The organism is Citrobacter sp. wls711, from assembly GCF_005281055.1.
GTDB lineage: Bacteria > Pseudomonadota > Gammaproteobacteria > Enterobacterales > Enterobacteriaceae > Citrobacter > Citrobacter gillenii.
Map to the genome: position 1 here is coordinate 14823 of NZ_SZXC01000027.1, position 13773 is coordinate 28595.

Sequence of the window (13773 nt, forward strand, 5' to 3'; positions counted from 1 at the left end):
TCATTACAAAGTGACAGAGAGACGTAGCGCCAGCGCAGCCAGCGTTACAAACAGCACAGGCAGGGTCATGATAATCCCGGTGCGGAAGTAATATCCCCACGTGATTGTCATATTCTTCTGTGAAAGTACGTGCAGCCAGAGCAGCGTTGCCAGGCTACCAATAGGGGTAATTTTCGGTCCCAGATCGCAGCCAATGACGTTGGCATAAATCATCGCCTCTTTGATAACACCGGTCGCGGCGCTGCCATCAATCGACAATGCGCCAACCAGTACGGTAGGCATATTGTTCATAATGGAAGACAGGAATGCGGTCAGGAATCCGGTGCCAAATGTCGCAGCCCACAGTCCCTTATCCGCCAGTACGTTCAGCACGTCGGAGAGATAATCCGTCAGACCGGCGTTGCGCAACCCATAGACCACCAGATACATCCCCAGCGAGAAGATCACAATCTGCCAGGGCGCGCCGTGCAGCACTTTACCGGTATTAATCGCATGACCTTTTTTAGCCACCGCAAACAAAATGACTGCACCCACTGCTGCAATCGCGCTCACAGGAATACCGAGTGGCTCGAGGACAAAAAAACCGACTAACAGAAGGATTAAGACTATCCAGCCGGTTCTGAACGTCGCCGGGTCTTTAATGGCTTTTGCCGGTTCTTTCAGTCGCGCCAGATCATAAGTAGGCGGGATATCCTTGCGGAAAAACAGATGCAGCATCACCAGTGTGGCAATAATCGCAGCAATATCTACTGGCACCATTACCGAGGCATATTCAGTGAATCCCAGATGGAAGAAATCCGCCGAAACGATGTTGACCAGGTTCGAGACGATAAGCGGCAAACTGGCGGTATCAGCAATGAAGCCAGCCGCCATCACGAACGCCAGTGTGGTGCTTTTACTGAAACCCAGCGCCAGCAGCATGGCGATAACGATAGGTGTCAGAATAAGCGCCGCGCCATCGTTGGCGAACAACGCCGCCACCGCCGCCCCAAGCAATACGATATACGTAAACAGCAGGCGACCACGACCATTCCCCCAGCGGGAAACGTGCAGTGCCGCCCATTCGAAAAAGCCGGACTCATCCAGCAACAGACTGATGATAATGACGGCGATAAACGTTGCCGTCGCGTTCCAGACGATATTCCACACCACCGGAATATCAGCAATGTGTATCACACCCGACGCCAGAGCCAGTACGGCACCCAGCGTTGCGCTCCAGCCAATCCCTAATCCTTTCGGCTGCCAGATAACCAACACGATGGTCAGGATAAAAATGGCTCCTGCCAGTAACATAAAACCTCCTGACAGGGCAGCAATGCTGCCCTGCGTGATGACAATAAATTAACCAGCGAGTTGTTTGAGTTTGTCGATGCCGGTCGGCTCTGACGCCAGTACAGGAACAAGTGCGACACGGCTGGCGTGCCGGAGTTTAACGCTCTCGATCTGCGGACGTTCTTGTTGTGCTCGCAGACGAAGCAGCGGCGAACGGGTATCCGCGATGGAAAGGCTGTTATTGATAATCCAGCCCCAAGGGTGAATGCCTGCACGCTCAAGATCGGCCTGTAAATTTGCCGCCTCAAGCACGGGCGTGGTTTCCGGCAGCGTCACCAGTAACACTTTGGTTCGCTCCGGGTCCTGAAGTTGCATCATCGGTGTGGTGAAATCCCCCTTATCGCCCATTTTCTTCGCAATCTCGCGGTGATACGCGCCTGTAGCATCCAGCAGCAATAGAGTGTGCCCGGTCGGTGCCGTATCCATCACCACGAAGCGCTTACCCGCTTCACGAATCACCCGTGAAAAGGCCTGGAAAACGGCAATTTCCTCGGTGCAGGGTGAGCGTAAGTCTTCTTCCAGCAGGAGTTTCCCCGCTTCGTCCAGTTCTTTTCCCTTTGTTTCAAGAACATGCTGACGATAGCGTTCCGTTTCCTCTTGAGGATCGATCCTGCTGACCTGCAGGTTGTTAAGGCTACCGTTCAGGGTTGTGCTGAGATGCGCCGCAGGGTCAGATGTTGTCAGATGGACATCAAATCCCATTTCGGCCAGCCTGACGGCAATGGCTGCAGCCATCGTGGTTTTCCCCACGCCACCTTTACCCATCAGCATGATCAGGCCATGCTCATTACGGGCAATATCATCGACCAACGCAGAAAGTGACGGAATGTCAGGGCGCTGTTGAACGTATTCTTCAGGTGATGACGCCGCTACAGGCTGAGTAGAGAGAAGCCCGCTGAGTGCAGACACGCCGACCATATTGACCGGCTGGAGGAATAACGTGTCAGTGGGCAGACCGGAAAGTTCAGAGGGAAGATTGGCCAGCGCCTCCTGTTCACGGTCCCATATTGCAGCAGCCAGTGTATCGTTTGCCGCTTCAGTTTTAGGCAGAACGCCATTAATAACCAGGTACTGATTTTTAAGGCCGATTGCGGCAAGTTCCAGATGAGTCCGGGCGATTTCCTGCAACGTGGATTTTTGCAGACGAGCAACTAATACCAGTCGGGTACGCTTTGGATCAGACAACGCTTCAACGGCATGGGCATACTGTTCACGCTGCTTTTCCAGCCCCGCCATTGGGCCGAGACAGGACGCGCCCTCGGGATTGCTGTCAATAAAGCTACTCCAGGCGCCCGGCAACTGAAGAAGGCGAATGGTGTGACCCGTCGGCGCGGTATCAAAAATGATATGGTCAAACCGCGTCAGCAGAGAGGCATCTGTCAGTAATCCGGTAAATTCATCAAAAGCCGCAATCTCTGTTGTGCATGCACCTGACAGTTGTTCGTTGATGCTGGAAACAACGTCATCAGGCAGGACGCCTTTAATAGGGTCAACGATTCTGGCCCGGTACTGTTGTGCAGCGGCCTGAGGATCAATCTCAAGAGCCGACAATCCAGGAACAGAGGCTATTGGCTGAATGGTATTGCCAATCGTCTGGCTAAACACCTGGCCTACGTTTGAGGCCGGATCGGTACTGACCAGCAGCACCCGTTTCCCCTGTTCTGCCAGACGGATCGCCGTGGCGCAGGAAATAGAGGTTTTACCAACGCCTCCTTTACCAGTAAAAAACAGATAAGGGGGGATATTCTGTAAGAATTTCATATGTCCTCCTGACATACTTAACAACAAGAAGTATTACCACCACAGCAGCTTGTTGGCGCTAATCCCACTTTCTCCAGTGGAATGCTAAACCAGCGAGCCAGCTCAGCGCGTTTCGGGTAACGCCCGGCCATCACTGTTTCGCCATCCAGTAACAACAATGGCAAACCTTCTGCCCCGGAAGCCTCAATAAACGCTTTGACCTTCTCGTTCTGTACAAAGCTCATCGGCTGTTGTGCGAGATTGAAACGCTCAATTTGTACACCACGTTGTTTGAGCCATTGCACATCCGCAGAAAAATCGACCAGAGCCTGATCAACATCTGTACCGCAGACGCCGGTGCTGCAGCACATCGCCGGGTCAAATACCGTTAACGTTTTCATTTCAATACCTCATATTTGATAAAGCATATATGTTAAGGCAAATTTTTTAGATGCAGACAGCCTTACTGCTACCGGAGCAGTTAACTGAAGCCAGCTTGCGGGCGATGGCCTGAACGTCGTCCTGTTGGCTTAACCAGGCCTGCTCAATAATCTGAGCAGCCCATGAAGGAATATGTGGTGATAAGCGGTAGTGAACCCATTTTCCTTGTTTACGATCCAGAAGAATTCCACTTTCCCGCAGCATTGCAAGATGACGGGAGATTTTGGGCTGCGATTGATCCAGTGTCATGCAAAGATCACACACGCACAACTCTCCCATCTCCCTGAGCAGCAACACGATACCCAAACGGGTTTCATCGGACAGGTTTTTAAATAACTGAAGTGGTGTTAGTTGCAACATTTCCCTCTCCTTTGTAGAAAACAAGTATCCCTCTACTCTGATATTAAGTCAAACAACACATAACCAAAAACATATGTGATAAATCTCACTATTACCTTAAGGTTGGTGCGCTAACTCGGAGGTCAGATGCAAGATTGAACACCAGAGACTGGTATTGACTTCTTATCTGTTTCCGCTGGGGTGGGAACACATCATATCTGAGGGGGGAGGAGATAACGTCTGGAGTTCCAATATTTAATCGAGGGTTTTGAGATTAATTTTTAGCCTTAACGTACAATAATTTTCGATATCCAAACTGACCCCAGCATAAGTCTGCTGAGTGACACCCAACCTGGCGGATAATTCTCTTTGAGTTAATCCTTTTGATTTACGAAAACCAATTAAAAGTGGCCGTAACTGGCTAAGAAGTCTGACCGGGAAAACATTATCCATAAGTAGGTGACCATGTCGATTATTTAAAATAAGTCCACTTTGCGTAAAAATAACAGCCTTCAGGGTGTTTTTTTACTTTACAGCTTTTAAGGTGTAAGGATGAACTCGTTGTTTAATTTGTTGCATTAAAGTGTTAAAGGTTGCATCTGGGACTGACTAAGATTATATTTTTCAGGACTAGCATATAGTGGTACGCGCTGCTAACACTCATATTAGTGAGGCTTATCAGTGCATGAAGGGAGAGGGCAGGGTAGGCTTTGCCCTCTCTTTTTCATGACTGCATTAAACTTCAAATTCTTTTTAAAACTCATTGCCTTATTGCGATATTTTTATTAACAATCCCAATCAGTGTGTTTATTTTTTCATTTATCTTAATATGTCTTCTATCTTGCTCAAGAGAAAGTTTTCTGAATTCATTTTCCCTGCTCGGCACGGCAATTATCAATTCTTCATAAATTTCTTTTGCTCCTGACACTTTTTCCAATTCACTGCTGTATTTTTCAATGAGAGATCTTATTTGAATGTTTACATCACTGTGTTCATGGCTGGTAGCACTTGAAAATTGAAGGGAGGTTTTTTGGCTTACCTCAATTAATTGCACATTTTCTTTTGCTATATTGAATTCTGATGTGATTGAGTATAAATATTGATACACGCCTGATTTTCTTACTTTATTTAATAATCCTTTTTTAACTAGATATTGAATTTGGTTATAAGAAAAAGCTTTTGCCTTTCGATAAGTTTTCGGGAGTGAGAATCGCTCGACAAGAATTTTTGCTACATCATTACTGGTGAAGTTATCCTTGCAAATGTGGATTATTGCAGAAAATATGTACGACTCAGGGTTGGATACTCGACTATTCATATGACTAAAACAATGCAGTTAACTTAGGATTGCTAAGTATACAACAATGACAGATACTTAGACAATCTAAGCATTCGAGGCCAATGAAGATGAATCAGTGTCTGAAAAAAATCCGATACCAGAACGACTTAAGGAAGCGAGATGCAGGGCGGGTTTATCACAGCGCTCACTGGGCCTCCTTGTTGGGTTTGATCCCGCTTCGGCTAGCAGTCGTATGAATCATTATGAGAAAGGGCGGCATGTCCCCGATATTGATACGCTCCGACGGATGGCGTCAGAGTTAAACGTGCCGTTAAACTACTTTTTTTGTGATGATCAGACCACAGCAGAACTTGCATTACTCATATCCCGGATGACAGAAGAAGAGCGAAGTAATCTTATCGAAGCACTCAAAACGTCTTCAGGTGTAAAACATGGTGGTAACAACTGATGTTCTACAAAAGGCTATTGATCTTTTAGAAGGTAACGAAAGTGCAGCATTAAACTGGTGTAAAGAGCCAAATCGCCATTAGAATGGAAGACTCCCTTCGACATAAAGGACATAGAAGAGGGAGTATTGATAATTAGTGCGCTAATTTTACGAATAGAGTAGGCCGTTTACTCATTAGCTCATTCTTGAATTTCTTTTGCGCTCAGCAAGTTCTCGAATGAGATCGTCTGCAAGCATGTCCTCTACTTTGATAGGAGTTGCGTTGTCGATATACTCAATGATGTCGGCGAGCGCCAGTACATTTCGTTCATATTTAGCTTTCAATGCTATAATTTCAGCATCAAGACGATTTGCCTTACTTATATAAGCAGCGCCGGTTCGCCCCATAGCCAATTTAGCCTTTTCATCTGTAGTCAACTCTCGTTTACCATCTTCGTAGTTGTTATGCTGGCGAAGCCTGTAATTATTGATGATAATTTTTCGAGAGGTGAGGGTACTAATGCCACCTTTAACTATTCCTTTGGCTTTAAGACGGGCATGTAACGTGGATGGTTGAATTGGGGATTTTTCCAGTCCCTCTTGCACCATGGCTTGTAGCTCGGCTTTGATGTAAGCATCAAGTTCCTTACCCTGAATGACTTTATCGTCTGCATTGCGACTGCGCGGGGTCTTAGCCATTATTATTTCTCTCTATACGTTTCTGTTCAATAAAGAAAAGATCAGCTAGGGTTTTTGGGGTTTTGCCAATTAGCATTTGTTTATTAATTCGCTCAATAACTTTATATAATGGGTTGTTCAGATCATCAGAAAACAGGGAAACCAATTTTTTCTCGCCTTGAACCTTTATAGCATCAGCTTCAAGAGCCTCGAGCACGATGAGAGCTTCTTCCTGTTCTTTTAAAGCCAGCATGAAGCCTGGATTCACTATAGTCAACTTACGGAGTTGAATGATTTCTTTTCGCTTGTTTGATAAACGTCGTGATGCTTCTTCCGCTTCGCCAAGACGACCTGTAAGAGTGAAGTAGCCACAAGGTAGACCAGACTGACACTTAAGCGCATGAGGACAACCCCACCGAGCTACATCTCTCGTACAGGCTCCAAATCCAAGAGGATGCAGTTTTGCATGGCGTTGAAGCAGTGATTTCGCCTTATCAGCCAAATTTTGTTGTACTAACTTGTCATGTGCACGTTTTAGTTCAGGCAGAAAGTTATCAGACATTGTGCCAGTTATATAGTCAACAACCTCAGCAGTTGTTTCACCAAAAGTCTGCATGTTCTGCTTCAGATTATGCTCGGTATTGAGCTCAGGATTTATCATTAGTGAGGTTGTTAATTTAACGTTTGCAACACCTGTATTTTTTACCGTCTTGGAAGACCGTGATAGAGCTGCCATTCTGCGGCTAACCTCAGTTCTGGGGGAGGGTAGGTTGACCGGAATGCAGGGCTTCTGCTGCGTAGTAAAGAGTGAAAGCTGGAAACTCTTCGTGAGAGCTTGATTGTTCTCATCATAAGCCTTTTCCAGCATATTGATTGCTAGAGAAGCGGTCTGATAGGACTGTGATTCGGCCTGATGCTGATAGTGTTTATTCTGGGTGATATCAACACGCCCCATTAGGATGGCCTGAATATGATCCGTCACTCCAGCGATTGCCAAGAATGTATTTATATTATGTCTCGGTACATGCTTTTTGATAATGACACGGGATCCATCATCTTCAAAAAGATTAAAGTGATCAAAGATAGATTTTCGGTTTTGTGTTCCGCCTAACCATGCTTCTATTGAGTTTTCATCAAGTGGAAAAATATGTTGCAATGAAACAAAATCTTTACCAATTCCAAATGCACCTTCCGGCATGATGAACATCAGGTCTTCATAATTGAAGTGTACCCAGTCACCATTGTTTTTGGCTGAAATTATGCACTGGTGCCCAGGCTCAAAGTTTTTTGCTTGAGCGTAACGCTGATAGACATAATCATTCAACTGTTCTTTAGTGAAGTACCAGCTGTTCTTCTGTTTATGAACGGGTATTACCTTAGGTTTATGTCCGCTAAAGTTCGCAATGGAATTCCGAATACTCTTTCCAAGATCGTTCCTGGAGCCACCAGAACCACTAAACATGATGTCTTCAAGATAATTTTGCTCAATCCATTCATCAGGAAAATCAGCGATCTTACCTGGGAGCATGTTAGTGAAATTAGAATCTCTGAAGCCCTGAATCGTTTTACGGAACCCAGAGGTCAATTCTTGCACAGATTTATAAATCATCTCAACGACAGAATAAGTGCTTGGCGCCAGCCAATGGATCCGCCATCCAGCCTTTTTTGCACCAAGATACTCAATACCCAACCTGTAAGTAGGCCAGTCTTGATCTATTGCGTGCTGACGTTTTTCTTTATCCGTAATTTCTCGCTTAACCAAAGAAGTCATTTTCAGCAACATTATTTCCTGGAAACGGAAACCGCAAATAATTGTGAGTAACAACATATTGTAAAAGATACGCTGATAACTATTCTCAGCTAAAGCGATCAACTCAATAACACACATAAATGCACGGATTGATATGAGTCTTTCATCATCAGTTTGATCAGGGGTGGCTTCTTGCGCTTTCTTCCTTTCTTTAGTGCTGTTAGAACCATTTCGATAAGGAAACTTATTTTTTACTTCAATATTAACTAAGAAAAGATCATATTGACGTAGTAAATCAATGGCCTTTACTGCAATATCGCAATAGTCGCTGACATTATCAGGACTGTCAGAATTCTCATGATGCCGCTCCATCGCTGCATGAATAATATCGGAAGTCAGATACATTGGGTGCGTTTGACTTGTTTTATTTACCATTTCCCAATACCAGCGCTTCATCACCTGTAATGGTTTGTCTAGTGTAGAACCTGATGGTAATCCGCCAGTGATACACACCAGATGCATGTGATAAGCTCGCATAAAATCCTGAAATTCCGAAGAAATATTCATTTGTGAGAGCCCCTTAACACGACTAGAAACTTCGTCCCACTTAAAGCCGCGATCTTTTGTTTCTTTAAGCCATGCAACACCTTTCTCACCAAAATGCCAGGAGCCGGCATTCCACTCCAGTTGTCCAACAGCATTGTAGGCAACAAGACGCTCTTCAAATTTTGCTTTATATTTCTCTATATAAATAAGAAGATTATCCGCCTGTTTATTAAGTATTGTTATTTGCGTAGTCATCGTTTAGATAGCCCTCCGTAAGTTTGCTATTTCAATGCGAGCCATAACCTGATTTACATGCTGTTTCCGCCGTACTAATTCCTTGAGAAGTGGATGATTTAAAACGCCAGCATCATCGGCAACATCACGGACATTTTTGATTTCATCATTCAGCGAAAGAAATACTTTTTTGTGGTCTCCATCTATAAATGGTTTGAAATACAGGCAACCGTAACATCCACGACCCTGTGCAAAGGGGCACATGTCTTCTTCATAATTACATCCACCGAGATGGTAGTGAAGTTGCCCACCAATTGACCCTGCAACACTGCGGCCTTCCCATTCGCTGCTGTGAACCAAATTCCCAGTCAACATGAGTGCCATCATGTTCTTAAACACAGGGTTGCGACCCAAAGCTGCCTCACGAATATCAGCCAGCTCAGGAGTGGCTGCAATGTATCGATCTGCAACAACATAAGAGGATTGACCCAATATATAAGCTATCTCAGGAGCACTGGCACCACTCATTGCCATTGAGTGACCAACGTTGTGACGAAAGAGGCTTGCGGTATATACAGGTAGTTGATAATCATCGTTTTTTACTGCCTCCTGAATCTCCTGTGGTGAAAATCTGAAAAGCATTTTCTTTAATGACGCTTCCACCATCTTCATTGAAGATACTGTGATGGAAAACATTGGGTCGGTATCACCAATTCCAACTAGGTACTTATACAGTAAGATTAACTTTCCAAGTTCTTCCGGAATTGCGACTCGAACTCGATCGATAGTTAGTTTTGACTTTTTGGCATATGGCACAAGTACTGAATAACGCATCCCGTACTTATTCTCGGTATCAACGATAAAATCGCCTCCGGAAAGTTTACCGATCTGTACAGGTCTGGCCCCAATGTAATAAACTATGCCAATAATAATGCAGTCCCGTAATGTATCAATTTTAATGGTTTTCTTTACAGTTTCCAGATGAATGTTTTTATTTTCTTCAACATCAATTTTTGGACATAGCTTAGATGCCCAACGTTGAATGCCATTTTCTATCATTAGGCATACTTCTTCTGGTATAACGAGGTCTAGGTTTTGGTAGCGAGCCCAGTTATTGTTCCTAGGGCGTGGCACTTCCAGCAATAGATCTTCCAGCTCATTACTGTCATCCTTACTTTCGAAGAATCCACTACGATCAAGTTTTCGTAACGCATAGAGGGTGTAATAGAACTGACTGCAGTCTGAGTGATTTCGCTCAGTCTTCGCAACCAGCATTTGCATTTTTTCAATAAGGCTTTCGCGAGTGATAACCTCAATTTGTTTCAAAGTTGTTGCAACAAACTGAGCAAATTTATCAGCAACACTTGCCGAGTTCTCATTAATGTACGCGATTGTTAAGTATTTCAAGAGCTTGAGTGAAACTGGTGATAAATCACAAAAGTATTTACCATTAGAGAATAATATAGCCACATTATTACCTGAGAATCTGTATCGCCAATCATCATGTAGATATAAATATCGGTCATCAAATTCTGTTGCACTTATTAAAAACAATCGTTTAGGGATCTGAATATTTTCAATCCATTCAAGCTGTTCTTTTGTAAAGTGAAGGGGGGGGGGGTTAAATAAACCACCCCCGGTGATACCGCTCTCAGTTGAATAGATCTTTGAATGAGAAGTCTTCGTCATAAATATTATCTTCTAGCAAGTTGTAGGTTTTTCTTTGCGAAATGTTTGTTTCTGGGGAAGCTAAATGCATATCTGAATGTTTCGTACGCTTATAGTTGCTCTGGTTACTCACCACTTCAATAAACCGCTTGGCATATCTTAATGGAACTTTACTGGTCAGTGACCAGCCGCCTAAAGCACGAAGTTGTTCAATAGCTGGTTCAAGTACTCCATTCATCCTTGCTCGAATACCATAGTCTTGCGCCAGTATAAGTGATTCACTCAGGAGACTATTGTAAATAAACTCAAGAGTAATATTAGCCCAAGTATGCCGCCCAACGTGTGGTGTTATGTTAACCATATTATTAATAATTTTATTACTTTTCGTACGATAATGAGGGAATAGGGCAATGAATGCCGGATCAATTTTTTCCTTATAAAATGTTCGAATTGCATCGTAAGTTAATGGAGTTAACCTACCTGAGCCTTTAATAAAAACAAATTCATGGTCATCAATTTTTTTCTCTTCAAATAATGGGGACCGATATTGCTCCATATAAATGGTAAAAATAATGAAGTCATCTTCGGTCAGTTCGATTTGTCGCTGTGAATGCTCAGTCTTGAGTGAAGGTTGTTGTTTCCTTGGATCAACTACATCATCTGGTAGATTTTGTACAATCAGGATGAAACGAATGTTACCTCGTGAGTCTGGAAGGGTTGGCCCCACGCAATCCTTCAACAACAATTGAACTTCACCAACACGTAAGCCATAGTTAAACATTAACCGGTGGATAAGGTAGTTACGGTATTGTTGAAATCCTGAATCGAATGGGTTTTGGGGATTAACCACAGCCGTGAATAATTCGCCGGTCTCGATATCTGAAAATTCAGGAGTGGAGGGGATTAACATGTTCGTTAGTTCGACACTTTGCTGACTGGTGATACTTTTGTATCGGTGTGCGGGTTCGTTCCTGGATACATCAACTCTGTTGAAGACCTTAATTCTGTCAGCGAGATCTCTGTGGTTCGCCTGGTTAATCTGGTGAGCTTCAACAGGTGACATATCCTGGTATGCCAGATTCATATATCTATAGTTGAGATACTTAAGGAATCGGCCAACGTTTCTGACGTGGTTACCATAGGTGGACTTGTTGGTTCTGGAGAGTGCAGAATGTAAAAACCCGGTAGAGATTATGTCGGTCTCGTCACTCAGGTGCTGCTTCCCGAGCAGGTAAGTAAAGAAGCCATCAAGCTCCCTGATAAAACAGGAGATATTGTAGACAGACCGATAGAAATCGTAGTCAAATGTTCGTTTGTGCTTCTTAAAGTAATAGACGTAAAAGAAGCGCAGCGAACACAGAATGTTTTCTTGAGTCCCCAGATGTTTCTTGCTCAGTTCATTCATTCCATAAATTGTGGCGAACATGACCGGTAGGGTAGTCACATCATCAACTATGAGATGAGTTCTCTGGTTGTTCCTCGATAAATGTAAGATGGAATATGCCATGAACTTAGCGGATGCCCCGTAATTTTTGCGTTATGAAGTCATCGTAAGTCCACAACTAAACTTTGGCAACTGACTGATTCATCGGTAAGTTCCTGAAAGAGAGGAACTCATGAACCTAAGAATAAACCCACCATATTTAACATAATATACATTATGCGCACTAACGTCAGGTAACGAGGATTGTAGCCAGATTGGTGCAGTAGTTAGTTCGCATAACAGTTGGATTGTCTTGCGCCCTCTGGTGATGTTTAGCGACTCCTCTTTGAGGATGATTTTGTTCAGGGTCGCGCGGTTCAATACAATTGAGGCATCAGCGTTACTGGCCTGCACGTTAGCACTATGATTAAGCACGCCATTTTCCAGCTCCAATTGCCCTGGGCATAATCTGCTTTTGCTTTTTGCATAATGACATCAGGGCCGCCCATGTAATCAACATATTTCTTTGCCGCTTCGACGGGTGGCAATTCATCGAGGGTTGCCGGGTTGCCGTTGAACCAGCCGAGGTAAAAAACATAGGTTGCTTTCACGTCATGGCTGACAGAACCGTAATAACCGCGGCTGGCCCATGATTTTGCCAGACCGGGCGGCAACGTGAAGTTCGCCGCGATTTCATCACGGGTCAGTCCCTGGTTAGCCATGCGTAAAGTCTGATCATTAATGTAGCGATACATATCGCGCTGGCTCTTCATTAGCGTCACGACATTTTCATTGCCCCATGTTGGCCAGTGGTGTTGAGCAATAATAATGTTTGCTTTACCGCCCCAGCGACCAATCACGTCGTTGATATATTTTGACCAGGCCAACGGATCGCGAATTTTCGCACCGCGTAACGAATAGGTATTGTGCAGCGTGTGAGTCACATCTTCTGCCGCTTCAATCATGCCCTTCGCTTCTACATACCACAGCATTTCTGATGGCGCTTCCGAACCTGGAGCCATCATAAAATCGTAGGTCAGCCCGTCGATAGCTTCTTTCTGCCCGGTGTGGGTGATGTAGTTGGTAGGTTCAATCAGCGGTTGTCGTCCCAAGCCCCTCTCCAACCTGTCCTTTCGCATCGGGCTGTAATAAGTTGCCATACATATAACTGGCGCGGCGACTCATGGCATTACCTGCCTATTTCGTAAAAATAGAGCGCACTTGCATGACTGAGCGTTGAAAATAGCATCCCGGAGATGAGAATGATTTTTTTCTTCATTTGGTTACCTGCATTGATGGATAATCTTTTTGTGTAAGGAGTATGGCTAACAACGTGCCTGTCTCTCTAAAAACTATAGAGTTACCCCACTGTTTCGCAAAGATTGTCTTATTGTTTTCGGTAACATCATAATCAGGGGACTGGCGTGGTGTCGTGACAAAATCGATCCAATATTAAATTTTCAAATTCAGTACTACGACTTCACTATTACAAAACACATTTAAATCATCTGTTTTACGTAGAGTATTAAGAATAAGACTACATTGACGATCGTCACAGGGTTTGCTTACCCTCAGTGGCTTAGTTTGTTAAATAATGACCAAAATTCTTAAAGAATCATAGGTCCTCATACCTTACCACTCCTCAATACATATTGGTCTTTGAAGCATTATTTAATGGTGGGCGTCAGCACCGCGTGGTGATAATTAACTAAAGTGTAAAGAAATGAAAATTTAATACTTTCATTATAAAGTATGAGTGAAGTCGCCACAGGAAAATCCATAGTTATGATCATAACAAAAATGTCATGTGAGATAAAAACGCTACTTTTAACCCTTGCGAAGACATCGTCTTCGCAAAACTGTGTGCCCTGAGTATGTGATTAGATTCAATGGGT

11 protein-coding genes and 2 pseudogenes are annotated in these 13773 nt (G+C 44.1%); 1 reads left to right on the top strand and 12 read right to left on the bottom strand.

Annotated features, from left to right (window positions below):
* Positions 1-3 precede the first annotated feature (3 nt).
* The 6 genes and pseudogenes from arsB to FDW98_RS12600 all read right to left on the bottom strand — a co-directional run bounded on the left by arsB (position 4) and on the right by FDW98_RS12600 (position 5170).
* The gene (gene arsB, locus FDW98_RS12575) at positions 4-1293 is read right to left on the bottom strand and encodes an arsenite efflux transporter membrane subunit ArsB (RefSeq protein ID WP_096200178.1); all 1290 of its coding nucleotides are present in this window, start codon (positions 1291-1293) and stop codon (positions 4-6) included.
* A gap of 48 nt (positions 1294-1341) precedes the next feature.
* Positions 1342-3093, bottom strand: coding sequence for an arsenite efflux transporter ATPase subunit ArsA (gene arsA, locus FDW98_RS12580; RefSeq protein ID WP_130055036.1), 1752 nt, complete (start codon positions 3091-3093; stop codon positions 1342-1344).
* A gap of 17 nt (positions 3094-3110) precedes the next feature.
* Positions 3111-3473: an arsenite efflux transporter metallochaperone ArsD gene (gene arsD, locus FDW98_RS12585; RefSeq protein WP_011817072.1), complete on the bottom strand. Its 363-nt coding sequence runs from the start codon at positions 3471-3473 to the stop codon at positions 3111-3113.
* A gap of 46 nt (positions 3474-3519) precedes the next feature.
* On the bottom strand, positions 3520-3873 hold the full coding sequence (locus FDW98_RS12590) for a transcriptional regulator (protein WP_019213436.1): 354 nt from the start codon (positions 3871-3873) through the stop codon (positions 3520-3522).
* 303 nt (positions 3874-4176) lie between these two features.
* Positions 4177-4305: pseudogene (locus FDW98_RS12595) on the bottom strand (helix-turn-helix domain-containing protein); the annotation flags it as partial.
* Positions 4306-4612: 307 nt separating this feature from the next.
* Positions 4613-5170, bottom strand: coding sequence for a hypothetical protein (locus tag FDW98_RS12600; protein WP_048231712.1), 558 nt, complete (start codon positions 5168-5170; stop codon positions 4613-4615).
* A 97-nt stretch (positions 5171-5267) separates the two neighbouring features.
* On the opposite strand from FDW98_RS12600, the gene FDW98_RS12605 reads away from it, so the two are divergent.
* Positions 5268-5600 carry a helix-turn-helix domain-containing protein gene (locus tag FDW98_RS12605; RefSeq protein ID WP_071598204.1) on the top strand — a complete coding sequence of 111 codons (333 nt, stop codon included), beginning with the start codon at positions 5268-5270 and terminating at the stop codon, positions 5598-5600.
* Positions 5601-5774: 174 nt separating this feature from the next.
* On the opposite strand, the gene FDW98_RS12615 is transcribed toward FDW98_RS12605, so the two are convergent.
* From FDW98_RS12615 to FDW98_RS12635, 6 genes and pseudogenes are all read right to left on the bottom strand, one after another.
* The gene (locus FDW98_RS12615) at positions 5775-6278 is read right to left on the bottom strand and encodes a hypothetical protein (protein WP_001140767.1); all 504 of its coding nucleotides are present in this window, start codon (positions 6276-6278) and stop codon (positions 5775-5777) included.
* Positions 6271-8808, bottom strand: a complete 2538-nt coding sequence (locus tag FDW98_RS12620; protein WP_057072629.1) for a hypothetical protein — start codon at positions 8806-8808, stop codon at positions 6271-6273. The genes FDW98_RS12615 and FDW98_RS12620 overlap by 8 nt, the downstream gene beginning before the upstream one ends.
* Before the next feature lie 3 nt (positions 8809-8811).
* Positions 8812-10476 (bottom strand): site-specific integrase, encoded by a 1665-nt coding sequence (locus tag FDW98_RS12625; protein WP_137398858.1) that lies wholly within the window; start codon positions 10474-10476, stop codon positions 8812-8814.
* A complete protein-coding gene (locus FDW98_RS12630; protein WP_223411741.1) occupies positions 10439-11518 on the bottom strand; it encodes a site-specific integrase in 1080 nt (359 codons plus the stop codon). Before FDW98_RS12630 ends, FDW98_RS12625 begins: the two co-directional genes overlap by 38 nt.
* Positions 11519-12040: 522 nt before the next feature.
* The gene (locus tag FDW98_RS23820; protein ID WP_371683359.1) at positions 12041-12313 is read right to left on the bottom strand and encodes a hypothetical protein; all 273 of its coding nucleotides are present in this window, start codon (positions 12311-12313) and stop codon (positions 12041-12043) included.
* An 8-nt stretch (positions 12314-12321) separates the two neighbouring features.
* Positions 12322-13075: pseudogene (locus FDW98_RS12635) on the bottom strand (alkyl sulfatase dimerization domain-containing protein); the annotation flags it as partial.
* Positions 13076-13773: the final 698 nt, after the last annotated feature.